Origin of the sequence: Rouxiella sp. WC2420, assembly GCF_041200025.1 — a bacterium.
In the GTDB taxonomy this organism is placed as follows: domain Bacteria; phylum Pseudomonadota; class Gammaproteobacteria; order Enterobacterales; family Enterobacteriaceae; genus Rouxiella.
The window spans coordinates 5,137,647-5,159,704 of the sequence record NZ_CP165628.1; the positions used below are offsets into that span (position 1 = coordinate 5,137,647).

21 protein-coding genes are annotated in these 22,058 nt (G+C 50.5%); 12 read left to right on the plus strand and 9 right to left on the minus strand.

From position 1 onward, the window contains the following. Nucleotides 1–231 precede the first annotated feature (231 nt). Nucleotides 232–744: a cell-envelope stress modulator CpxP gene (cpxP, locus tag AB3G37_RS23645; RefSeq protein WP_369789251.1), complete on the minus strand. Its 513-nt coding sequence runs from the start codon at nucleotides 742–744 to the stop codon at nucleotides 232–234. A gap of 149 nt (nucleotides 745–893) precedes the next feature. Between cpxP and cpxR the strand changes: the two genes are divergently transcribed. Genes cpxR through trmL form a run of 3 tightly spaced genes read left to right on the plus strand, consistent with a single transcriptional unit; the run spans nucleotide 894 to nucleotide 3,499 of the window. Next, entirely contained in the window at nucleotides 894–1,595 is a 702-nt protein-coding gene (cpxR, locus tag AB3G37_RS23650) for an envelope stress response regulator transcription factor CpxR (RefSeq protein WP_009637717.1), read from the plus strand. Continuing rightward, entirely contained in the window at nucleotides 1,592–2,962 is a 1,371-nt protein-coding gene (cpxA, locus tag AB3G37_RS23655; protein ID WP_009637716.1) for an envelope stress sensor histidine kinase CpxA, read from the plus strand. Before cpxR ends, cpxA begins: the two co-directional genes overlap by 4 nt. Before the next feature lie 48 nt (nucleotides 2,963–3,010). Next, entirely contained in the window at nucleotides 3,011–3,499 is a 489-nt protein-coding gene (gene trmL, locus AB3G37_RS23660) for a tRNA (uridine(34)/cytosine(34)/5-carboxymethylaminomethyluridine(34)-2'-O)-methyltransferase TrmL (protein ID WP_009637715.1), read from the plus strand. 118 nt (nucleotides 3,500–3,617) lie between these two features. Here trmL and cysE read toward each other — a convergent pair whose 3' ends face one another. The 5 genes from cysE to AB3G37_RS23685 all read right to left on the minus strand — a co-directional run bounded on the left by cysE (nucleotide 3,618) and on the right by AB3G37_RS23685 (nucleotide 6,820). Next, on the minus strand, nucleotides 3,618–4,436 hold the full coding sequence (gene cysE / locus AB3G37_RS23665) for a serine O-acetyltransferase (RefSeq protein WP_009637714.1): 819 nt from the start codon (nucleotides 4,434–4,436) through the stop codon (nucleotides 3,618–3,620). 104 nt (nucleotides 4,437–4,540) lie between these two features. After that, nucleotides 4,541–5,560, minus strand: coding sequence for an NAD(P)H-dependent glycerol-3-phosphate dehydrogenase (gpsA, locus tag AB3G37_RS23670; protein ID WP_369789252.1), 1,020 nt, complete (start codon nucleotides 5,558–5,560; stop codon nucleotides 4,541–4,543). Next, nucleotides 5,560–6,030, minus strand: coding sequence for a protein-export chaperone SecB (gene secB, locus AB3G37_RS23675; protein WP_009637712.1), 471 nt, complete (start codon nucleotides 6,028–6,030; stop codon nucleotides 5,560–5,562). Before secB ends, gpsA begins: the two co-directional genes overlap by 1 nt. A gap of 70 nt (nucleotides 6,031–6,100) precedes the next feature. Then, nucleotides 6,101–6,349 carry a glutaredoxin 3 gene (gene grxC, locus AB3G37_RS23680; RefSeq protein ID WP_009637711.1) on the minus strand — a complete coding sequence of 83 codons (249 nt, stop codon included), beginning with the start codon at nucleotides 6,347–6,349 and terminating at the stop codon, nucleotides 6,101–6,103. Between the two features lie 39 nt (nucleotides 6,350–6,388). After that, the gene (locus AB3G37_RS23685; RefSeq protein ID WP_009637710.1) at nucleotides 6,389–6,820 is read right to left on the minus strand and encodes a rhodanese-like domain-containing protein; all 432 of its coding nucleotides are present in this window, start codon (nucleotides 6,818–6,820) and stop codon (nucleotides 6,389–6,391) included. A 248-nt stretch (nucleotides 6,821–7,068) separates the two neighbouring features. On the opposite strand from AB3G37_RS23685, the gene envC reads away from it, so the two are divergent. Further along, complete coding sequence (gene envC / locus AB3G37_RS23690) at nucleotides 7,069–8,409, plus strand: murein hydrolase activator EnvC (protein ID WP_369791022.1); 1,341 nt, start codon at nucleotides 7,069–7,071, stop codon at nucleotides 8,407–8,409. Between the two features lie 2 nt (nucleotides 8,410–8,411). Then, nucleotides 8,412–9,419 (plus strand): divergent polysaccharide deacetylase family protein, encoded by a 1,008-nt coding sequence (locus tag AB3G37_RS23695; RefSeq protein WP_369789253.1) that lies wholly within the window; start codon nucleotides 8,412–8,414, stop codon nucleotides 9,417–9,419. An 85-nt stretch (nucleotides 9,420–9,504) separates the two neighbouring features. On the opposite strand, the gene tdh is transcribed toward AB3G37_RS23695, so the two are convergent. Together tdh and AB3G37_RS23705 are read right to left on the minus strand one after the other, a co-directional pair. Then, nucleotides 9,505–10,527, minus strand: coding sequence for an L-threonine 3-dehydrogenase (tdh, locus tag AB3G37_RS23700; RefSeq protein ID WP_369789254.1), 1,023 nt, complete (start codon nucleotides 10,525–10,527; stop codon nucleotides 9,505–9,507). A 42-nt stretch (nucleotides 10,528–10,569) separates the two neighbouring features. Then, nucleotides 10,570–11,766 (minus strand): glycine C-acetyltransferase, encoded by a 1,197-nt coding sequence (locus AB3G37_RS23705; protein ID WP_369789255.1) that lies wholly within the window; start codon nucleotides 11,764–11,766, stop codon nucleotides 10,570–10,572. Nucleotides 11,767–12,007: 241 nt separating this feature from the next. Between AB3G37_RS23705 and rfaD the strand changes: the two genes are divergently transcribed. From rfaD to rfaC, 3 genes are read left to right on the plus strand one after another with little or no spacing between them, the layout of a single operon-like run. Then, the gene (gene rfaD / locus AB3G37_RS23710; RefSeq protein WP_369789256.1) at nucleotides 12,008–12,940 is read left to right on the plus strand and encodes an ADP-glyceromanno-heptose 6-epimerase; all 933 of its coding nucleotides are present in this window, start codon (nucleotides 12,008–12,010) and stop codon (nucleotides 12,938–12,940) included. A 17-nt stretch (nucleotides 12,941–12,957) separates the two neighbouring features. After that, nucleotides 12,958–14,019, plus strand: coding sequence for an ADP-heptose--LPS heptosyltransferase RfaF (gene rfaF, locus AB3G37_RS23715; protein WP_369789257.1), 1,062 nt, complete (start codon nucleotides 12,958–12,960; stop codon nucleotides 14,017–14,019). Continuing rightward, on the plus strand, nucleotides 14,007–14,975 hold the full coding sequence (rfaC, locus tag AB3G37_RS23720; RefSeq protein WP_369789258.1) for a lipopolysaccharide heptosyltransferase RfaC: 969 nt from the start codon (nucleotides 14,007–14,009) through the stop codon (nucleotides 14,973–14,975). The genes rfaF and rfaC overlap by 13 nt, the downstream gene beginning before the upstream one ends. A 141-nt stretch (nucleotides 14,976–15,116) precedes the next feature. On the opposite strand, the gene AB3G37_RS23725 is transcribed toward rfaC, so the two are convergent. Next, nucleotides 15,117–16,205 carry a glycosyltransferase family 9 protein gene (locus AB3G37_RS23725; RefSeq protein WP_369789259.1) on the minus strand — a complete coding sequence of 363 codons (1,089 nt, stop codon included), beginning with the start codon at nucleotides 16,203–16,205 and terminating at the stop codon, nucleotides 15,117–15,119. A 434-nt stretch (nucleotides 16,206–16,639) separates the two neighbouring features. Here AB3G37_RS23725 and rfaQ point away from each other — a divergent pair, with 434 nt between their 5' ends. The 4 genes from rfaQ (at nucleotide 16,640) to waaA (ending at nucleotide 22,055) form a co-directional block, all read left to right on the plus strand. Beyond that, complete coding sequence (gene rfaQ, locus AB3G37_RS23730; RefSeq protein ID WP_369789260.1) at nucleotides 16,640–17,722, plus strand: putative lipopolysaccharide heptosyltransferase III; 1,083 nt, start codon at nucleotides 16,640–16,642, stop codon at nucleotides 17,720–17,722. Beyond that, complete coding sequence (locus AB3G37_RS23735; protein WP_369789261.1) at nucleotides 17,719–18,846, plus strand: glycosyltransferase family 4 protein; 1,128 nt, start codon at nucleotides 17,719–17,721, stop codon at nucleotides 18,844–18,846. The genes rfaQ and AB3G37_RS23735 overlap by 4 nt, the downstream gene beginning before the upstream one ends. Nucleotides 18,847–19,604: 758 nt before the next feature. After that, on the plus strand, nucleotides 19,605–20,714 hold the full coding sequence (locus AB3G37_RS23740) for a glycosyltransferase (RefSeq protein WP_369789262.1): 1,110 nt from the start codon (nucleotides 19,605–19,607) through the stop codon (nucleotides 20,712–20,714). Nucleotides 20,715–20,777: 63 nt separating this feature from the next. Beyond that, nucleotides 20,778–22,055 carry a lipid IV(A) 3-deoxy-D-manno-octulosonic acid transferase gene (gene waaA, locus AB3G37_RS23745; RefSeq protein WP_369789263.1) on the plus strand — a complete coding sequence of 426 codons (1,278 nt, stop codon included), beginning with the start codon at nucleotides 20,778–20,780 and terminating at the stop codon, nucleotides 22,053–22,055. Nucleotides 22,056–22,058: the final 3 nt, after the last annotated feature.

A 22,058-nucleotide genomic window follows, 5' to 3' on the forward strand; every position in this document is an offset into this window, starting at 1 on the left:
GACCGAGTTTTGTCATCAAATGAGCCGTCTGCCCTAAGGATAGCATTGTTCGCCATGACATCTGACTGATAATGCAACAAATCCGTTACATTTCTTAGGGCCGTTATTTTAGACATTTGGGCAAAAAAAAGCCCCACCTTTCGGTGGGGTAAGACAGGGATGGTGTCTATGGCAAGGAAAAGATGTGATTTGCTTTTACAACTTACTGCTTACTAATGTTGACTCGTACTACTACTCTGTACTGCTTGCGCGCTTCTGGATACTTGTAGGCTGTTGATCAGAAGAAGGTTGGACGCCGGAAATCTGCGCGGCGAGAAGCTGCATACGTTGCTCGTGCTTCTGGTTTAAAACCTCTTTTTGCTCAGGAGTGAGTAGATTAAACATCAGGTTACGGATACGGGCCATTTCTACCTGGCGATTGACCTGCTCCTGCGCTATTTTTTCTGCCAGCGATCTTACAGCGGCCTGGTCAAAATTCTTGGCGGTTACCAGCTCATGCATGGTATCCATTTGCTTCAAATCTATTTGCGGTGAATCTTTGCGAGCCTGATGCATAAGATCACGCATTTGCTGGCGTTGCTGTTCGGTTAAATTAATTCCGTCGAACATCGTGTTACGCCTATCCAACATATTGCCATCATGAGCTAAAGTATCTGCAGGCAAAGATTTAGCGCTTTCTGCCAACACTACACTTGAACTAAGTGAGAGCATTGAGGCCATAATCATTGCAGCTACCTTACACATCACGAACTCCTATATATTTTCGCACTGAGCGAATCATTGAAAAGCAGTCTAACCCTGGAGCTGCAAACTAGCGTCAGTGCTTGTAAAACTACGTAAAGTCATGGAATAGCGGCAATTGATGACGTATTTTGCGTCTAGAGGTAAATACAATGAATAAAATTTTGTTAGTTGATGACGATCGTGAACTGACTTCACTTTTGAAAGAATTGTTAGAAATCGAAGGATTTAGCGTTGTGGTTGCCTACGACGGCGAGCAGGCGCTGGAGAAGCTCGACAGCAGCATCGGGCTTTTACTGCTCGATGTCATGATGCCGAAGAAAAACGGCATTGAGACATTAAAAGAACTGCGCCAGCGTCATCAAACGCCGGTAATCATGTTAACAGCCCGTGGAAGCGAGCTGGACAAAGTGCTGGGCCTCGAACTTGGCGCAGACGACTACTTGCCTAAGCCATTTAACGATCGCGAGCTGGTAGCGCGCATCAGGGCCATGCTGCGCCGCTCAAACTGGAGCGAGCAACAGCAGGCCGGCGAAACCAACAGTTCACCGACTCTCGAGGTTGATGGTCTTCAGCTTAACCCTGGTCGCCAGGAAGCCAGCTTTGACGGGCAGCCGCTCGACTTGACCGGCACCGAATTTACCCTGCTGTATCTGTTGGCAAAACACTTAGGCCAAGTGGTTTCACGCGAGCATCTAAGCCAGGAAGTATTGGGCAAACGCCTGACGCCATTCGACCGCGCCATTGATATGCATATTTCCAACCTGCGCCGCAAACTGCCGGATCGCCAGGATGGACACCCATGGTTTAAAACGCTGCGTGGCCGCGGCTATCTGATGGTATCAGCTACATGATCAACAGCCTTACAGCGCGTATTTTTGCCATTTTCTGGTTTACCCTCGCGCTGGTGCTCATGTTGGTGTTGATGGTACCCAAGCTCGACTCTCGTCAGTTGACCCCGTTGCTCGACAGTGAACAGCGGCAAGGGCTGATGATTGAACAACACGTTGAAGCCGAGCTTGCAGGCGATCCGGCGAATGACCTGATGTGGTGGCGCCGACTGTTTCGCGCTATCGACAAATGGGCGCCGCCGGGCCAGCGTTTGCTGCTGGTCACCAGTGAAGGCCGGGTGATTGGGGCGCAACGCAATGAAATGCAGATTGTGCGTAACTTTATCGGCCAGTCTGACAACTCCGATCGCCCCAAGAAAAAGAAATACGGTCGCGTAGAGATGGTCGGGCCTTTTGCCGTGCGTGATGGCGAAGATAACTACCAGCTGTACCTTATCCGTCCAGCAGGCAGCGCCCAGTCCGACTTTATCAACCTGATGTTTGACCGTCCGCTGCTGCTGCTGATTGTCACCATGTTAATCAGTGCTCCGCTGCTGCTCTGGCTGGCCTGGAGCCTGGCGAAACCGGCGCGTCAGTTAAAAAATGCCGCCGACGATGTGGCGCGCGGTAATCTTAAACAGCATCCAGAGCTGGAATCCGGCCCGCAGGAATTTTTGGCTACCGGTGTCAGCTTTAACCAGATGGTTAGTGCGCTTGAACGTATGATGACCGCGCAACAGCGGCTGATTTCTGATATCTCTCACGAATTACGTACCCCTCTGACTCGCTTACAGCTGGCTACGGCGTTATTACGTCGCCGCCACGGAGAAGGCAAAGAGTTGCAGCGTATCGAAATGGAAGCCCAGCGGCTGGACGGCATGATCAACGATCTGCTGGTGTTGTCACGCAGTCAGCACAAAAACGAGCTGACACGCGAACAATTGAAAGCCAATGAACTTTGGGCTGATGTCATTGATAACGCACAGTTTGAAGCCGAACAAGTTGGCAAGACTCTTGAAGTCACCGCCCCTCCGGGTCCTTGGAGGCTGATTGGTAATCCGAATGCCCTGGACAGCGCGCTGGAAAACATCGTGCGTAACGCCTTGCGCTATTCACATCAACACATTGCGCTGAATTTCACGGCGGACAGCGATGGCGTCACCATCATGGTCGATGACGATGGTCCAGGCGTGAGCGAAGAAGATCGCGAACAGATTTTCCGTCCGTTCTACCGTACCGATGAAGCCCGCGATCGCGAGTCTGGCGGTACCGGCCTGGGGCTGGCAATCGTTGAAACGGCGGTGCAGCAACATCGGGGTTGGGTAAGAGCCGAGGACAGCCCTTTGGGCGGTCTACGTCTGATTATTTGGTTGCCGCTGCAACAACGGTGAAGATTCTGCTATCCTGCGTCCCTCAAGACTTAGAGGGGCGCGGTCCGCATGCTTAACATTGTTTTATTTGAACCAGAAATCCCACCAAACACCGGCAATATTATTCGCCTATGCGCCAACACTGGCTGCCAGCTGCATCTGATTAAACCAATGGGTTTTGCCTGGGATGACAAACGCCTGCGTCGCGCTGGTCTGGATTATCACGAATTTACCAACATCAAGCATCATGAAAACTATGACGCTTTTTTAGCGAGTGAAGCGCCACAACGCCTGTTTGCTCTGACCACCAAAGGCACACCGGCACACAGCGCCGTGTCTTATCAGGACAATGACTATTTGCTGTTTGGTCCGGAAAGTCGCGGCCTGCCTGCCACCATTCTCGATAATCTGCCGCCCGAGCATAAAATCCGCATCCCAATGCAGCCAGACAGCCGCAGCATGAACCTGTCGAACGCCGTTTCTGTAGTGGTATATGAAGCTTGGAGACAACTGGGCTACCCTGGTGCAGTGATTAAAGAGCTGCCAAAGGAAGCGTAATTCCGCGGGTTGTAGGATATAGGGCTTAAGACAAGACGGGGAAACCAGTCTTGAGAGAAAAGTATTTACGTTGCTAGTGCAGAACTGAAACGGCATGCGAACACATGCCGCCGAAATATTAGATACCGTCGCCGAACTCGAATCCTTGAGTGCCGTTGAAGTACTGGTTCATGTCCATTGAAGGTTTTTCGCTTTCTGGACGACCAACAATCCGTGCTGGAACACCTGCTGCCGTGACGTGCGGCGGTATTGACTGCAACACAACCGAATTAGCACCAATTTTTGCCCCGGCACCCACTTCGATATTGCCCAGAATCTTCGCTCCTGCGCCAATCATCACCCCTTCACGGATTTTTGGATGACGATCGCCTACTGTCTTACCGGTACCGCCCAGAGTAACGGATTGCAGAATAGAGACGTCATTTTCAACCACTGCGGTTTCGCCGATCACAATGCCGGTGGCATGATCGAGCATGATCCCACAGCCGATTCGTGCCGCAGGGTGGATATCTACGCCAAAGGTCACAGAGATTTGATTCTGGAAATATACCGCCAGCGCCTGACGATCCTGCTTCCACAGCCAGTTGCCGATGCGGTAAGCCTGCAACGCATGGAAACCTTTAAGATAAAGCAGCGGCGTTGAATATTTATCGACCGCAGCATCGCGGGAATGCACGGCAAGAATATCGCGCGCTGCCGACAGGGTCATCTGCTCGTCGTTACGGTAAGCCTCTTCGACTACTTCACGAATGGCGATAGCAGGCATAATTGGGCTGCCCAACTTGTTGGCAAGAATATAGCTCAGCGCACTCCCGAGGGTTTCGTGCTTGAGCAATGTCGAATGGAAAAAGCTCGCCAGCATAGGTTCACACTCAGCCAGTGCTCTCGCTTCTGATTTAATGTTGTTCCACACCAGTTCCAACTCTTCTGACGACATCATCTTTCCTTAAAGCGAATTAAATAAAGCTCTGTAACAGAGAATAGCAAGCCGACCAGTCTTTAACACTGGCGGCTTCATATCAATCGCATTGCTGTGCCGGTTCAGCGGCTGCCCGACTCATCTTTACTGGCGCGAGCCAGCAGGCTGGTTGCAGCTTCACGCGCGTCTTTACCGTTATACAACACCTGATAAATCTGTTCGGTAATCGGCATCTCGACGTTAAAACGCTGCGCCAGAGCTCGAACCTCTTTGGTGTTGCGATAACCTTCGACCACCTGACCAATCTTGTCCTGAGCACTCTGCACGTCGAGGCCCTCTCCCAGCATAATACCGAAGCGACGATTGCGTGATTGATTATCCGTGCAGGTTAGCACCAAATCACCCAGCCCAGCCATGCCCATAAAGGTGGCCGGAGAGGCGCCCAATGCCGAACCCAGGCGACTCATTTCGGCTAATCCGCGGGTGATCAGGGCGGTGCGCGCATTAGCACCAAAACCGATACCGTCAGACATGCCTGCGCCGATGGCGATTACGTTTTTCACCGCTCCGCCGAGCTGAACACCGATAAAATCAGGATTACTGTATACGCGGAAACTTTTCCCGCAGTGCAGCAATTGCTGCAAATCTTCACCAAATTGCGCGTCGGTTGAGGCCAGCGCGATAGCCGTTGGCATACCTGCAGCTAATTCTTTGGCAAAGGTCGGCCCGGAAACCACGGCCAGAGGAATGGTATCGCCCAGTTCTTCGCGTGCGACATCTTGCAGCAGACGGCCCGTCTCGGCTTCGAGGCCTTTGGTCGCCCAGACAATGCGGGCATCGGCGCGTAAGAAAGGTTTGATTTGACGCAAAACGTCGCCGAATACGTGGCTTGGAACCACCACCAACACATCGCGGCTAGCCGCTACAGCGTCGGAAAGGTCGGTCTCAAGAATCAGCGTATCAGGGAAAGTGACGCCCGGCAGAAATGCTTCATTGCAGCGAGCGGACTGAAGTACCTTAATATGGGCAGCGTTATGCCCCCAAAGCACGACAGGGTGGCCATTTCTGGCTAAGGTAATCGCTAAAGCGGTGCCGTACGAGCCGGCACCGATAACGGTCATTGAAGCATTGACAGTTTTCATCAGGCATCCTGATGTGGCTGCGCACCTTCGGTTTCTGACTGCTGTTGCAGATAGTTCATGAACAGAGCGTCAAAGTTTACCGGTGCCAGATTAAGTTGCGGGAACGTGCCGCGCGAAACCAGACTGGTGATGCACTCACGCGCATAAGGGAACAGAATGTTCGGGCAGTATGCGCCCAGGCAATGAGCCATCTGAGTGCCGTCGATACCTTCGATAGAGAAAATACCACCCTGTTGAACTTCACACAGGAATGCAGTCTCTTCAGCTACAGAAGCAGTAACGGTCACACGCAGGACAACTTCAAATACACCTTCGGCCAATTGGCTGGAAGCGGTATCCAGATCCAGTTTAATCTCCGGCTCCCACTCTTTCTGAAAAACTTGTGGAGCATTTGGAGCTTCAAAAGAGATGTCTTTGGTATAGATACGTTGGATCTGGAAAGTCATCTCGGTGTTGTTCTGTTCAGACATTAAAATAGTACCCTTAAGTTAATAATAATCCTTTAAACACCCGCCTTGACGCGCAATCGCGCACCTCTACTTACAGCAGAGAGTCAAGACCACCGCGGGCGTCAAGTGCGTGTAAATCGTCGCATCCACCAATGTGTTTACCATCGATAAATACCTGAGGCACGGTCGTGCGGCCACTGCGCTCGATCATGACTTCACGTTTTGCTGCATCACCATCAATTGCAATTTCGTCAAAGGCTGCACCCTTACTGTTCAGCAAGGCTTTAGCACGATGGCAATAAGGACAGGTTGCTTTGGTAAACATTTCAATCTTAGCCATATCGCACCTCGGAATCATGTCATTAGGTTGGAGTATTCTTTACTTACCGCGGGCCAAAGGCAGATTTTCGCCGCTCCAGCCAGCAATACCTTCTTTCAGGCTATAAACACGCTCAAAACCAGCGTTCACCAGGCCTTCGGCGGCTAAACGGGAAGTCTGACCGTTAGCACAAACAACAATCACCGGCAGTGCCTTGCTCTTGGCAAGATCGCCCAGGTTGTTGCTTTTAATATCTGCGCTGAGCAGATTCACTGAAGTAGAAATGTGACCTTTACGAAACTCTTCGCGAGCACGAACGTCAACGACCACGGCTTCTTCTTTATTGATTAGACGTGTTGCTTCACCGCGGGTGATCTCTTTCACTTTAGAAAAACGGGCTCTTACCGTTGTGAAGATCACTGCAATCAGCAGTGCAACCCACGCCAGGCTCAGAACCGGGTGCGCGCTAACGAATGGCATAATATCTTGCATGGGGTGTAACAACTCCCGACAGTTAGGGGAAAATTCAAGGCTCACGAGTATACCTTGCGGTTTGCGCAATTACAGCTCGAATGCGCCGCCAATTACCATAAACTGAGGCGTATCCCGAAAAAATCAAGGGGTGTTTACCTAAAATACTTCCGAATATTGCTCTTCATTCAAATAATGTTTATCTGCTGGCAGGCACTCTGGAACAGACTATCTTGAATGATAGCGCGCGGATTTTTTGTTTTCGCATCATGTTGTTGATTAGTGTTACGATAAAGCCAATAGGGATCAGATTGTCTATCATCCTGGGTCGACAAGCGGAAAAAAGTTTGAGCAAATCTATCTATTTCAGTTTGATGAGAAAAGTCCTTTCCGGTTCAGCCCTGCTAGTTTGCAGCGTGCTGCTGGTTCAGCCACGGACCGGCCTGGCCGATGACAACAAGGATCAACTCAAGAACATTCAGCAAAACATCGCTGAAAAGGAGAAAAGCGTTAAAGCACAAAAGCTTCAGCGTGGATCCCTGCTCGACCAGCTTCAATCCCAGGAAAAAATCATCGCAGCCGCCAGCCGCAAGCTGCGCGATACCCAATTGACCCTATCCGGGTTAAACAAAGATATTTCCAATCTGAACACCTCCATCGACAAACTGCAAAAACAGCAAAAGACTCAGGAAGATATCCTCGCTAAACAGCTCGATGCCGCTTTCAGATTGGGCAAACAGAGCGGATTACAGCTGGTCTTAAGCGGGGAGGAAAGCCAACGCAGCGAGCGTATTCTGGCTTATTTCAGCTACCTGAATCAGGCTCGCCAGCAGAATATTGACGCGCTGAAAAAGACTCGCAGTGACCTGGCCTCGCAGCGGGTTACCCTGCAATCCAAACAGGTGCAGCAGAAATCAGCTTTGACACAACAGCAAAGCCAACAGCAACAGCTTGAGCAGGCCCGCGCTGCACGGCAAAAAACACTGACTTCTCTGGAATCATCGTTGCATAAAGATGAAGCCAGCCTGGTCGATTTACGTGCCAACCAGACCCGCCTGCAGGACAAAATTGCCGCCGCCGAACGCGCAGCTCGCGCCCGGGCAGAAAAAGAAGCCCAGGAAGCGGCTGCGGTTCAGGCAAAAGAAAAACAGGCGAAATCAAAAGGCTCAACCTATAAACCAACTCAAAGTGAACAGGCTCTGGTATCGCGCACCGGCGGTCTTGGCCGTCCGGCCGGGCAAGATATCTGGCCAGTTCGCGGCAACACTCTGCATCAGTTTGGCGAAGAGTTGCAGGGTGAGCTGCGCTATAAAGGTATTGTTATTGCCGCCCGCGAGGGCAGTGATGTAAGAGCCATCGCCGATGGACGCGTGCTGCTGGCAGACTGGTTGCAGGGTTATGGCCTGGTTGTGGTGATTGATCACGGCAAAGGGGACATGAGCCTGTATGGATATAACCAGAGCGCACTGGTGAATGTGGGCGACCAGGTTAAAGCCGGTCAGCCGATTGCACAAGTGGGCACCAGTGGTGGTCAAGGTCAGCCTTCTCTGTACTTCGAGATTCGTCGTCAGGGTCAGGCCGTTAACCCACAGCCGTGGTTGGGAAGATAACATTGCGATTTAAAAAGAGACGTTTAGCGACGTTATGTGGTGCGCTGGTGTTCACACTAAACGTTCAGGCTGCCAAGCTGGCCATCTTGTTTGATGACTTTGGTTATCAGGCAAAGAACGAAAATCAGGTGCTGAAAATGCCGATCAACGTATCGGTGGCTATTTTCCCCAATGCGCCCGACTCGCATGAAATGATGTTGAAGGCCCACCAGCAGGGCCGAGAAATCCTGATCCATCTACCGATGCAACCGCTGAGTAAACAGCCTCTCGAGAAAAATACCCTGACGCCGGATATGAGTAGCCAAGAGGTCAAACGTATTGTTGACCAGGCAGTGGCCAGCATTCCTTACGCAGTGGGTATTAACAATCATCAGGGCAGTAAAATGACCTCGAGCCTGAGCGGCATGCAAAATGTCATTCAGGCCATGGCACCGCACCATCTGTTTTTCCTCGACAGTATGACGATTGCCGGAACTAAATCAGTTCAGGCTGCCCAAGGCACCTCGGTTAAGGTGATTAAACGCAACGTGTTCCTGGACGACGTGCAGAATAATGCCGAGATCCGTCATCAGTTTCAGCGTGCCATCGCTTTGGCCCGTCGTAACGGTTTTGCTATCGCCATTGGTCACCCACACCCGACAACGGTGGCTGCGGTTCAGCAAGAGTTGGCAAATCTTCCATCTGATATTCAGCTGGTTCGCCCCAGCGATCTGCTCAACACGGCGATGACTTATAATCCACACGCTGCGCCACCGCCGCCGCTTAAACCGGCCAAACCTGTGAAACCGCCGAAGCCTAAACAGAAAGGGATTGGCAGCTGCCCTATCAAGCATAAAATCCCGCAAGTTTATGCTGGGGCGATGTTCAGCGTGCTGGGTGAAAGCATCAAAAACTCCGCCGTCGTCAACTTTGTTGAACGCCAGTGGAGCGACTGGGGCAAAGCGCCAGCGCAGGCAGCCCCACAGATGCTGCAAACGCCAGCGCCTATCGCCGAGCCGCCAAAACCATAAGCATTTGGTGATAAAAGCTTTAACATTCAAAGAGGCCAGCTTGATTGCTGGCCTTTATTTTCACGACGACAACAGACGGTCAAATCTACCAGTTTAAAATTACTTTACCCGACTGGCCCGAGCGCATGGCATCAAAGCCCTGCTGGAAGTCATCGATAGAAAAATGGTGAGTGATCAGTGGCGTTAAATCTAACCCCGACTGCACCAGCGCGGCCATTTTGTACCAAGTCTCGAACATTTCACGCCCGTAAATCCCCTTGATAAACAAACCCTTGAAAATAACCTGATTCCAGTCGATTGACATGTCAGATGGCGGAATGCCCAACAGCGCGATGCGTCCGCCGTGATTCATGGCATTGAGCATGGAGCGAAACGCCGGTGGCGCGCCCGACATCTCCAGCCCAACGTCGAAGCCTTCAGTCATGCCCAGCTCGGTCATCACACTATTGAGATTTTGCTTGCTGATATTTACCGCTCGGGTAACGCCAAACTTTCTCGCCAAATCGAGGCGATACTCATTCATGTCAGTGATAACTACGTGCCGTGCGCCGACGTGACGGCAAATAGCTGCCGCCATAATGCCGATTGGCCCAGCGCCGCATACCAGCACGTCTTCACCCACTAAATCAAACGACAAGGCAGTGTGAACGGCATTGCCCAGCGGGTCGAAAATCGCCGCCAAATCATCGGAAATGTTGTCGGGTATCTTAAAAGCGTTAAACGCCGGGATCACCAGATATTCGGCAAAAGCCCCAGCGCGGTTTACCCCCACACCTTGCGTGTTGCGGCACAGATGAGTGCGGCCGCCCCGACAGTTGCGGCAATGACCGCAGGTGATATGCCCCTCGCCCGACACGCGATCGCCAATTCTGAAGCCTCGAACCTCCTGCCCAATCTCGACGACTTCGCCGACATATTCGTGGCCGGTCACCATCGGCACTGGGATCGTTTTTTGCGACCATTCATCCCAGTTATAAATATGCACATCGGTGCCACAAATTGCCGTTTTACGGATCTTGACCATGATGTCATTGTGACCGAGCTCCGGAACCGGCGCGTCAGTCATCCAGATGCCCTGCCTAGGATAAAGCTTGGCCAATGCTTTCATTTTCATTCCTTAGTTGATCGCACAGACTTTTTTAATCTGGTATCAAGCCAAAACACCCAGCTCTTTACCGGTGCTGATAAAGGCCTCGATGGCCCGTTCGATATCTTCACGGCTGTGCGCCGCCGACATTTGCGTGCGAATACGCGCCTGCCCTCGCGGCACGACAGGGAAGAAAAATCCGGTCGCAAAAATCCCCTTTTCCTGAAGTTTGCTGGCAAACTGCTGCGCCAACTGGGCATCCCCCAACATCACCGGGATGATAGCGTGGTCGGCACCGGCCAGCTTGAACCCGGCCTCGGACATTTTCTGGCGGAACAGCTTGGCGTTGTCCCAAAGCTTACGACGCAGATCTCCCCCCTGTTCCAACAGGGCAAGGACCTCCAGCGAGGCGCAAACAATTGATGGGGCCAATGAGTTAGAAAAAAGATATGGCCGCGAACGCTGGCGCAGCCATTCAACTACCTCTTTGCGCGCAGCAGTGTATCCGCCGGAAGCACCGCCCATCGCCTTGCCCAAAGTGCCGGTAATAATGTCGATACGTCCCATGACCTCACAATATTCGTGGCTGCCGCGGCCGTTTTCCCCCACAAAGCCCACCGCGTGCGAATCATCGACCATGACCAACGCTTGATACTCCTCGGCTAAATCACAAATTCCCCGCAGATTGGCAATCACGCCATCCATTGAAAATACGCCGTCGGTGGCGATCAAAATGTGACGCGCGCCGGCAGATTTAGCCTGCTCCAAACAGGCTTTGAGCTCCTGCATATCATTGTTGGCGTAGCGATAACGGCGCGCCTTGCAAAGGCGAACTCCGTCGATAATCGAGGCGTGGTTCAGGGTGTCGGAAATGATTGCGTCTTCTTCATTAAGCAGCGTTTCGAACAGCCCTCCGTTAGCATCAAAACAGGAGGAATAGAGAATGGCGTCTTCCATACCCAAAAACTCGGCTAACCGATTTTCCAGAGTCTTGTGAATATCTTGCGTGCCACAAATAAATCGCACCGACGCCATGCCAAAGCCGTGTTGATCCATGCCCGTTTTGGCCGCAGCGATCACCTGCGGGTGATTGGCTAACCCCAGGTAATTGTTAGCGCAGAAATTAAGCACCTGCCTGCCATCGGCGAGAGTGATCTGTGCCTGTTGTGCCGAGGTGAGGATACGTTCCTGCTTGAAGAGTCCTTCCGAGCGAGCCTGAGCGAGTTCATCTTCCAGGCGCCGATAAAATGAAGCAGACATGACATTATCTCCTTAAATAGTCCATCTAACACAGAGACTACTAACAGAGAGGGGTAATAACGAGTAATCAGACAGATAAATGTTATTTTTGCAGCATATATCACGGGGATGGAAGGTTAGTTGCATTCTGATACTAATCAGATAGCTTACCCATGTAGGCTGGCCTATGAAGTGTTATGATATGCACAATTGAATGAGCGGGCATGGTGCCCCTTTACTACTTAAATTTAAGGTGATTCCCATGATTATCGTCACTGGCGGTGCCGGTTTTATCGGTAGCAATATTATTAAATCGCTCAATGATATGGGATATCGCGATATTTTAGTGGTTGATAACCTTAAAGATGGTACTAAGTTTACCAATCTTGTCGACCTGGATATCGCGGACTACGCAGATAAAGAAGACTTTATTGCCAGCATCGTTGCCGGTGATGATCTGGGTGATATCGACGCTATTTTCCACCAGGGTGCGTGTTCTTCCACCACTGAGTGGGACGGCAAATACATGATGGACAACAACTATCAGTATTCTAAGGATATCCTGCATTTCTGCCTCGATCGCAGCATTCCATTCCTTTATGCCTCTTCTGCAGCCACTTACGGTAGCCAGAACACTAGCTTTGTTGAAGATCGTAAATATGAGCAACCGCTCAACGTTTACGGCTACTCCAAATTCCTGTTCGACCAGTACGTGCGTGAAATCCTGCCGCACGCAGAATCTCAGATTTGTGGTTTCCGTTACTTCAACGTTTATGGCCCACGTGAAGGTCATAAAGGCAGCATGGCGAGCGTGGCTTTCCATCTGAATAATCAGATTAACGCTGGCGAAAATCCAAAACTGTTTGCAGGCAGCGAAGACTTTAAACGCGATTTCATCTACGTTGGCGATGTAGCCGCGGTGAACCTGTGGTTCTGGCAGAACGGCAAATCCGGTATCTTCAACTGTGGTACTGGTCGTTCGGAGTCCTTCCAGGCAGTAGCCGACGCCGTGTTGGCATTCCATAAAACTGGCGCGGTTGAAACCATTCCATTCCCTGAAAAGCTGAAAGGCCGTTACCAGTCCTTCACGCAGGCAGATATGACTCAGCTTCGCGGTGCAGGCTACGATAAACCTTTCAAAACTGTCGCTGAAGGCGTAGCCGAGTATATGGCCTGGCTTAATCGTCAAGTTTAAGGGAAAGAATTAACGCGATGAAAACGCTGGTTATTGGCCCGTCCTGGGTGGGCGACATGATGATGTCGCAGAGTTTGTACCGCACGATCAAAGCGAATAATCCCGATGCCGAGATAGATGTGATGGCGCCCGCGTGGTGCCGTCCTCTGCTCGATAGAATGCCTGAGGTTAATCAGGCTCTGGCTATGCCGCTGGGTCACGGTGCGCTCGAATTGGGTGAGCGCCGCCGTCTGGGCGTTGCATTGCGCAAGGAGGCTTATCAACAGGCTTTCGTGCTGCCTAATTCATTCAAGTCGGCGCTGGTCCCCTTTTTCGCCTCGGTCCCGAAGCGCACAGGCTGGCGCGGCGAGATGCGCTACGGATTGCTCAACGATATCCGCAAGCTCGACAAAGCCGCGTTTCCTCTCATGGTTCAGCGCTATGCGGCGCTGGGCTATGACGCTTCGAAGATAAAATCTGCCGAGGATTTACCACAGCCAATCCTCTGGCCTCGGCTCGCCGTTAGCGAAACTGAAATTGTTAACGTTAGTGAATCCTTTTCACTGACCGGCGAACGTCCGCTAATCGGGTTTTGTCCGGGAGCAGAGTTTGGGCCTGCCAAGCGCTGGCCGCACTTCCACTATGCCGCCCTCGCTGCCCAGCTCATTGATGCTGGTTATCGGATTGCACTGTTCGGCTCAGCAAAAGATCATCCCGCAGGTGAAGATATCCGCGAGGCCCTGTCTCCAGCCGCACGGGATTTTTGCCTGAATATTGCAGGGAAAACCTCTCTGGATCAGGCCGTGGTGCTGATCGCCGCTTGCCGGGCTATTGTCACTAACGACTCAGGATTAATGCACGTTGCCGCTGCGTTGAACAAACCGCTGGTCGCTTTGTATGGTCCAAGCAGCCCGGACTTTACGCCACCGCTGAGTCATCAGGCACGCGTGATTCGCTTGATAACCGGCTATCACAAAGTTCGCAAAGGTGATGCCGCAGAGGGTTATCATCAGAGCCTTATCGATATTCAACCCAATCAAGTATTCAGTGAGCTACAACAACTCCTGGCAGCTAATAAGGAGCTGGAATGCGGGTCCTAATCGTTAAAACCTCCTCTATGGGGGACGTTTTACACACGCTTCCTGCGCTAACTGATGCGATGCGAGCAATCCCTGACATTAAATTTGACTGGGTCGTTGAAGAGGGATTCGCACAGATCCCTTCATGGCATCCGGCTGTTGACCGCGTGATCCCGGTTGCTATCCGTCGCTGGCGCAAAAACTGGTTCGGTTCTGAAACGCGTCAGCAACGCTGTGATTTTAAAAGAGTTCTGCAATCGCGTAATTACGACATCATTATTGACGCGCAGGGACTGGTGAAAAGCGCAGCGCTGGTGACACGTGTTGCCAAAGGTGAGAAGCACGGCATGGACAGTAAAACTGCCCGAGAGCCTTTCGCCTGCTGGTTCTTTGATAAGAAACACCTAATCAACAAAAAGCAGCACGCCGTTGAGCGTATTCGCGAGCTGTTTGCGCTGAGCCTCGGTTACGAAAAACCGTCGACACAGGGTGATTACGCTATCGCTGCCCGCTTCCTTTCCGGTAAACCCGCATTGCCTGAAAACTATTTAGTGTTCCTGCATGCGACAACCCGTGCGGATAAACACTGGCCTGAAGAACGCTGGCGTGAGCTTATCGGCCTGCTCGCGTCTTCAGGACTGAAAATTAAACTGCCTTGGGGGGCGGATCACGAATATCACCGGGCGGTACGTTTGGCTGAAGGTTTCGACTACGTCGAGGTCTTGCCGAAATCGAGTCTGGAGAAAGTGGCTGAAATTCTGGCGGGTGCTCAAGCTGTCGTCTCGGTGGATACTGGCCTGAGCCATCTGACGGCCGCACTGGATCGGCCGAATATTACTTTATACGGGCCAACCGATCCGGGCCTGATTGGCGGCTACGGTCAGAATCAAATCGCGTTGACGGCTGATAAAACCAGAAATATTGGTACTATTTCAGCAACAGAAGTGTTCTCTGCCCTGAATGCATTGAATATTTAGGAAATGATCACACAGGAAGAGAGCTGCTCTTTTCCTGTGCCATTAATACATTCGCAACAGTGATGATTGGGCCGCCTGGCTTTATTCTCACTGATTTCACGAAAAAAGAATGCCTCCCGTTTGTTACCGCTCACGTAAAAACTATTCACTCATAGCGGTAAGCGCTTCAATACAACTAAAGACTTTATCAGCGGAAACTGAAGCCAACGGCTGTCCACCAGGAGCAAATTCCTCAGGACGTAGCTTGATGATGCAATGAAGGTCTTCATCTTGAAACGGCCCGGTAAATTTCGGCTCTGCGGTTGCGAAAAGACAAACTGTTTTAGTTTTTAACGCGACAGCCAAATGCATAGGACCAGTATCTCCGGTCACCAGTACATCAAAATTATCAATTTGCGCCAACAGCTGAGGCAGGTTAGTTTTATTTACATAGCTGATAGTTCGAGATTTTTCTTCATCATTGAGCTTCGACATAAAAGCTTGTTCAAGTTGCAACTCTAGCGAAGTTCCAATCAGCGCAATTTCACAGTGATGGTCTGAAGTGAGCAGTTTTTTGGCTAATTCGACGTAGCGAGCCACCGGCCAACAGCGATGAGGTTCTGATGCGCCCATCTGGAATCCAATGATTTTGCGAGAAAAGTCTTTTTTTATTGGCGTAAAAGGGGCCGGTACAAACATCGAGGTATCGCTGGTGTCACATCCCAAAACTGAAACCAGTTTCAGCTTACGTTCGATCAGATGACCTGTAAAAGCCTTGGAATAATCAGCCAACCATAGCTCCATCCCCATTGGCTTGGGAGCATAGTTATCTCTGATAACATACTCGCAGCCAGCGATTGCGGCACTCAGCACGTCATAAGGTAATTTTGAATGAAGCAAGATGGCAAGTTGGGGGCGCTGCTTTCTAACTTTCCAGGAAATCTGGAATAAATCTTTTACCTTTTGATCCCAATAGATCACTTCCGAGAAATACTCACACTTTTCTACCATGCTTTTATTTTTCACGCTTGATACAAGAGTAATAAAAGCGTGAGGATAGCGTTTTTTAATCGCCCGAATTGCTGGAGTATTGAACATCAAATCTCCCAGCGCCGTGGTCGAGTAAATAACGATGCTGGTGTAAATACGCTTTGGATCGAAAGATTCCTTTGGCTTCAACTGACCAAATAACGGGTTGTACCATTTCAAAATATTGTTAGAAAGAGTGATTTTCCAACGTTTATTAGCCATCTTGATTAACTCTCTGCTGATAATTTTCAGCTAATGTAAGTCCTACAATGCGCTGCTAAGTCAGCTAATTCGCTGATACAGAACGCAATAAATTTTCTCACCTGCTACGCAACGATCGCCATTTCACAGTGAGCAACATAGACCGACATGACAGCATATCTTTAACAGATCATCTGTAACCTTGGAAACAGGACATAGCTCCCGTTAACGTCATCCTGATGATTCTGTCTAAGGCTTTGCCCTTAATATCAATTGAGGTGATAAAGGTTAGTCTGGTCATACTTAAACCTAATGAACAGGAAGTTCGACAACGATCCAGCGAAATTGTTGTCTATTCTTTGATATTTTTCGACCCATAGCAAGAGCGGTCTGGAAGAGTAGCCACATTCTTCTAGCTCCTTTAGAATCAACCCATAATAAAATAATAGTGAATAATGATGACTCAGGCCTTAGCAACCAAAATGTCCTCACCACCGCGGCGTATCCTTATTATAAAGCTTCGCCATCACGGCGATATGCTGTTGACCACGCCGGTTATCAATTCGCTGCGTCAGCACTTTCCTGACGCCGAAATTGATATGCTGATGTATCACGAGACTCGCGATATGCTGGCCTGCCTTCCGGCGCTCACCAATATGTTCACTATTGACCGCCAGTGGAAAAAGCTTGGCCCTCGTGTTCACACAGGCCATGAAATCCGTCTGGTGCGCCGGCTGATGCAGCGTAAATACGACCTGGTCGTGAATCTTGGTGACCAGTGGCGCAGCGCGATAGTGACTCGGCTCAGTGGAGCACCGATACGACTTGGTTTCGATTTTCCTAAACGTCGTGGCAAAATTTGGCCGTTCTGCCATACGCAGCTCGTCAGCACTGAGGGACACGGCAAGTTGCATACTGTCGAGCAGAATCTCGCTATCCTTGCACCTCTGAATTTGGCGTCGATAGAAAACCAAGCCACGATGAGCTATTCCCCGGAAGATGAGCAGGTGATTAGCAATCTGTTGCATGAGCATGGTGTAAAACTGCCCTTTATCGTGGTTCAGCCAACATCGCGCTGGTTTTTCAAATGCTGGACAGAAGAAAAAATGGCAGAGACATTCCGCGCGCTGTCGGCAAAAGGTTTTCCAATTGTAGTGACCGCCGGACCAGACAAACGCGAGCTGGAGATGGTGGAAAAAATCTTGGTCCTGTGCCCTGGCTTAAATATCACCTCGCTGGCGGGGAAACTTACCCTTCGCCAACTTGCGGCACTTATTGACCAGGCAGCGCTGTTTATCGGCGTAGACTCCGTCCCCATGCACATGGCCGCCGCGCTTCAAACGCCACTGGTCGCGCTTTTTGGTCCCTCCAAACTAACCTTCTGGAAACCTTGGCAAGCCAAAGGCGAGGTGATTTGGGCGGGTGACTATGGTCCTCTGCCCGATCCCGATACTATAAATACTCACACTTCCGAGCGATATCTTGATGCAATTCCCGCTCAGGTAGTTATTGATGCGGCAGAAAGGTTACTCCCATGAAGCATTTTCGACTGGCGCTGGTGCGCCAAAAATATCGCCCTGACGGCGGCGCAGAGCGGTTTATTTCCCGTGCATTAGAAGCGTTGGAAAATCAGGATCTTGAGCTGAATGTCATCACTCGTCAGTGGCAGGGTGAAGTCAAAGCCGGATGGCAGGTACACATTTGCGACCCGTGGAAATTTGGCCGGATTAGCCGTGAACGCGGATTTGCCAATGCAGCTCGCCAGCTGTGGCAAAAAGAAGACTTCGATCTGGTACAAAGCCACGAGCGTATTCCGGGCTGCGATATCTTTCGCGCCGGAGACGGTGTGCATCGTCGCTGGCTTGAGGAGCGTTCCCGAGTACTGCCTGGCTGGAAAAGCAAACAGCTTTTCGCCGATCGCTACCATCGCTATGTAATGCAGGCCGAACAGCAGATGTACGCCGCTCCGGAGTTAAAAGCGGTTATCTGCAATGCCGAGATGGTGAAAAAAGAAATCATTACTGAGTTTGGCGTACCTGAAGACAAGATCTACGTCATTTATAACGCTATCGATAGCCAACGCTATTTGCCGCCGAGTGAAGCGGAACGCCATGCGCTACGCGTCAAGCATCAAATACCTACAGATGCCACTTGCCTGATTTACGTCGGCTCAGGCTTTGAGCGAAAAGGCCTAGACGCGGCAATCAAGGCTATCGCACCTACCGATCGACATTTACTGGTCGTGGGGCAAGATAAAGATGAAAAACGCTATCGCACGTTGAGTGCCAGCCTGGGATGCGCAAATCGGGTGCATTTCTTTGGCATGCAAACCTCAACGCAGGACTTTTACCAGATGGCCGACGGCCTGCTATTGCCAACGCTGTATGACCCGTTTCCAAACGTTATCCTGGAAGCCATGGCCTGTGGATTACCAGTGATCACCACGCCAACCTGCGGCGGCGCGGAATTTATTACTGCTGGCGTTAACGGTTATGTCTGTGATGCGTTAGATATTGAAGGTCTTCGTGCGGCCGTAATGGCACTACCAAAACAGGCTCTGGGTTCAATTGAAGGAGAACGAGCGCGTGAAAAAATCATCGACTGCTCACCGCAAAAGCTTTCGTCGCAGCTTATCTCTCTCTACTGGAGCCTAATAAAATAATATGCGCATACTCATGATTATGTATGGCTTCTTCGGCCATAGGGCTGAGAAAGTTGTTCTAATCTTTTAGGAAGGTTTAATATAGCAGGGCCATCAGGTGGCTCTGCTTTGATTGTTTGATGTTTTTTTTAAACCAGACCTGATCAAATAGAGCACACAGTTGTCGACGATTCCATCGTACTCGCACTTCTGAATGATATCTTGATGCAATCACTGCTTAGGCATTGATTGATGCGATAAATAGTTTGATCCCATGAAGCATTTTCGACTGTTACCAGTATTCGCCTTAAAAATCGGCCTGGTAGTGGCATTTTACGCGTTAATTTAATTTCGTTTAATATGATTAAAATCAACAGCTTAATTTTAAATTAGTTAACTATTGATGGCGATTTGGAATCAAAATCGGATAAAAAACAAACACTCGTGTTCCCTGGAGTTTTGGCCGCATTAGTCACCATGGCGCCATGGTGCTCGAACTTCCGAATGATATCTTGATGAAATACTCGCCCAAAAATTATTGATACGGCAGATAGGTTATTTCCATGAAGCATTTTCGACCGGCACTGTTACCCCAAGAATACCGACCTGACGAATTTGTCTGTGATGCGCTTGAAACACAAGCCACTCATGCATCCACGCTGAAGAGAAAAGCTATTTATTCGGTCGAGAGAGTGCCCACGCGTAAAAATTTCCCCACATCTTGCCGCCATAGCCTTCCTCGCAGCTTACCTCTCTCTACTGGAGCCTAATAAAATAATATGCGCATACTCATGATTATCGATGGCTTACCGGGCGGTGGAGCTGAGAAGGTTGTTCTGACTCTTTCGGAAGGTTTAATCCAGCAAGGCCATCAGGTCGCTCTGCTTTCATTACGCGACGTGTGTTCTTACGCCATTCCGGCGCAGCTCGAATACAAAGTGGTTAACGATGATTGCCGCACTCCCTGGCGCAAGCTCAACGAGTTATCTCGACGAGCGAAGCAGTTAGATGAATGTTTCAAAGAGTTAGAACACTCCGGGCCAGCATTTGATTTAATCATCTCTAATCTGCATAAAACTGACCGTATCGTCAGTAAAAGCGCACTCTATTCCGACAACCGCCTGTGGTTCTGCATTCACGGTGTCTTGTCATCCACCTATCTGGGTCACAGAAAAGGTCTGAATCGTTGGTTTAAAAAGCAAAAGATGGCGTCGGTATATCAGAACAAAAATATTGTTTCTGTCTCCGAATTTGCCGGAAAAGACTTGCTAACGGATATGGGCGTGCGCGCCAGGCACCTGGAAGTCATCAACAATCCGTTTGATTTAGTGCATACCAGAGAGTTAGCGGCAGAAGAGTGTGAGCTAGCTGGCCAACCTTATCTGATCCACGTGGCGCGTTTTCATGTGCAGAAAAGGCACGATCGCTTACTCAAGGCCTATGCCAAAACCAGGCTTTCTGCGCCCTTAGTTCTTTTGGGCACGGGTCCTGAAGAAAAAATCGCCGAAGTCAAAACGCTGGCGTTAAGCCTGGGCATTGCCGAAAGGGTTATATTCCTGGGATTCCAGAAAAAACCTTTCCCATATATCAAAAACGCCAAATTGCTGGTCATGAGTTCGGACAGCGAGGGCTTTGGCAACGTTCTGGCAGAAGCGCTAATTTTGAATACGCCAGTCGCCAGCACGCGCTGCCCGGGTGGCCCAGAGGAGATCCTGATCGGAGATTTGGCTCGCGGCCTTTCTGAGATTAACGTCGACTCGTTAGCCGAAACCATCTTGGATATCTACAATAACCCACCGGTTATCGATGCAAAAACGTTGTCCCGTTTTGAATTACAGACAATCTGTAAGCAATATGCAGCTTTGGCAGCCATCAGTGCCGATCAATAATGATGGCTTTCGCTCAGCTTAAAATTTAGAATTCGGCCTTTACCCTTAGATTTTACGGATATTATGTTACAAACGCTGTATACCGTTCTTCTTTACCTCATTCAGCCGCTGATCTGGATTCGTCTCTGGATGCGTGGCCGGAAGGCGCCGCTCTATCGCAAAAGATGGGCAGAGCGCTATGGATTTTGCAAAGGTAAGGTCGTGGCGGACGGCATTATGCTGCATTCCGTTTCTGTGGGTGAAACACTGGCCGCGGTTCCGTTGGTAAGAGCGCTGCGTCATCGCTATCCTTCCCTGCCGATCACCGTGACTACTATGACGCCGACTGGCTCGGAACGTGCCGTTTCTGCTTTCGGCAAAGATGTTAGCCACGTCTATCTGCCGTATGATCTACCCGGCTCCATCGAGCGTTTTCTTGATCAGGTTCGCCCCAAGCTGGTGATTATCATGGAAACAGAGTTGTGGCCAAATCTTATTTCTGCTCTGCATCAGCGAGATATTCCGCTAGTGATCGCCAATGCGCGCCTGTCTGCTCGCTCCGCCAAAGGTTATGCCAAGATAGGCAAATTTATTCAGCGCGTGATGAAAAAAATCACCCTGATTGCGGCGCAAAATACCGAGGATGGCGAACGCTTTATCTCTTTAGGACTTAAACGCTCTCATCTTGCGGTCACCGGAAGCCTGAAGTTTGATATTTCTGTCACTCCTGAACTCGCCGCTCGCGCACTGACATTGCGCAGCCAATGGGCCTCGCGTCGTCAGGTATGGATTGCCACCAGCACTCACGACGGCGAAGAGGCTATTCTGCTTGAAGCCCACCGCGAATTGCTAAAAACCTTTCCTAATCTGCTGCTGATCCTCGTGCCGCGCCATCCTGAACGATTCCCGGTGGCCTGCGATTTAACTCAAAAAGCGGGTCTAACCTATATTCAACGCAGTAGTGGAGAAGTGCCTTCGGCGCAAACTCAGGTGGTAATCGGAGATACCATGGGCGAGCTGATGCTACTGTACGGAATTGCTGATGTTGCTTTCGTTGGTGGCAGTCTGGTTGAACGAGGCGGTCATAATCCGCTGGAAGCCGCTGCGCACGCAATACCGGTGCTAATGGGTCCACATACCTTCAATTTCAAAGATATCTGCGCCAAACTTGCGCAGGCGGATGGCCTGATTACCGTGACAGACAGTGCCTCGCTGGTTAAAGAGATTTCCACGCTGTTGACCGACGAAGACTATCGTTTGTACTACGGTCGCCACGCGGTAGACGTGCTGCGTCAAAATCAGGGCGCACTGCAACGCCTGTTGCAGCTGATGGAGCCTCATCTTCCCCCACGGAGTCATTAAATA

What these genes read in the sequence shown, in the direction of transcription:
- secB (WP_009637712.1), bottom strand. Translation starts at nt 6,030, where the DNA reads ATGTCTGAACAGAACAACACCGAGATGACTTTCCAGATCCAACGTATC.
- rfaF (WP_369789257.1), top strand. Translation starts at nt 12,958, where the DNA reads ATGAAAACGCTGGTTATTGGCCCGTCCTGGGTGGGCGACATGATGATG.
- rfaD (WP_369789256.1), top strand. Translation starts at nt 12,008, where the DNA reads ATGATTATCGTCACTGGCGGTGCCGGTTTTATCGGTAGCAATATTATT.
- cpxP (WP_369789251.1), bottom strand. Translation starts at nt 744, where the DNA reads ATGTGTAAGGTAGCTGCAATGATTATGGCCTCAATGCTCTCACTTAGT.
- waaA (WP_369789263.1), top strand. Translation starts at nt 20,778, where the DNA reads ATGTTACAAACGCTGTATACCGTTCTTCTTTACCTCATTCAGCCGCTG.
- rfaQ (WP_369789260.1), top strand. Translation starts at nt 16,640, where the DNA reads ATGATGACTCAGGCCTTAGCAACCAAAATGTCCTCACCACCGCGGCGT.
- envC (WP_369791022.1), top strand. Translation starts at nt 7,069, where the DNA reads ATGTTGTTGATTAGTGTTACGATAAAGCCAATAGGGATCAGATTGTCT.
- AB3G37_RS23685 (WP_009637710.1), bottom strand. Translation starts at nt 6,820, where the DNA reads ATGCAAGATATTATGCCATTCGTTAGCGCGCACCCGGTTCTGAGCCTG.
- grxC (WP_009637711.1), bottom strand. Translation starts at nt 6,349, where the DNA reads ATGGCTAAGATTGAAATGTTTACCAAAGCAACCTGTCCTTATTGCCAT.
- AB3G37_RS23740 (WP_369789262.1), top strand. Translation starts at nt 19,605, where the DNA reads ATGCGCATACTCATGATTATCGATGGCTTACCGGGCGGTGGAGCTGAG.
- AB3G37_RS23705 (WP_369789255.1), bottom strand. Translation starts at nt 11,766, where the DNA reads ATGTCTGCTTCATTTTATCGGCGCCTGGAAGATGAACTCGCTCAGGCT.
- rfaC (WP_369789258.1), top strand. Translation starts at nt 14,007, where the DNA reads ATGCGGGTCCTAATCGTTAAAACCTCCTCTATGGGGGACGTTTTACAC.
- cysE (WP_009637714.1), bottom strand. Translation starts at nt 4,436, where the DNA reads ATGTCGTCAGAAGAGTTGGAACTGGTGTGGAACAACATTAAATCAGAA.
- AB3G37_RS23725 (WP_369789259.1), bottom strand. Translation starts at nt 16,205, where the DNA reads ATGGCTAATAAACGTTGGAAAATCACTCTTTCTAACAATATTTTGAAA.
- gpsA (WP_369789252.1), bottom strand. Translation starts at nt 5,560, where the DNA reads ATGAAAACTGTCAATGCTTCAATGACCGTTATCGGTGCCGGCTCGTAC.
- cpxR (WP_009637717.1), top strand. Translation starts at nt 894, where the DNA reads ATGAATAAAATTTTGTTAGTTGATGACGATCGTGAACTGACTTCACTT.
- tdh (WP_369789254.1), bottom strand. Translation starts at nt 10,527, where the DNA reads ATGAAAGCATTGGCCAAGCTTTATCCTAGGCAGGGCATCTGGATGACT.
- cpxA (WP_009637716.1), top strand. Translation starts at nt 1,592, where the DNA reads ATGATCAACAGCCTTACAGCGCGTATTTTTGCCATTTTCTGGTTTACC.
- trmL (WP_009637715.1), top strand. Translation starts at nt 3,011, where the DNA reads ATGCTTAACATTGTTTTATTTGAACCAGAAATCCCACCAAACACCGGC.
- AB3G37_RS23735 (WP_369789261.1), top strand. Translation starts at nt 17,719, where the DNA reads ATGAAGCATTTTCGACTGGCGCTGGTGCGCCAAAAATATCGCCCTGAC.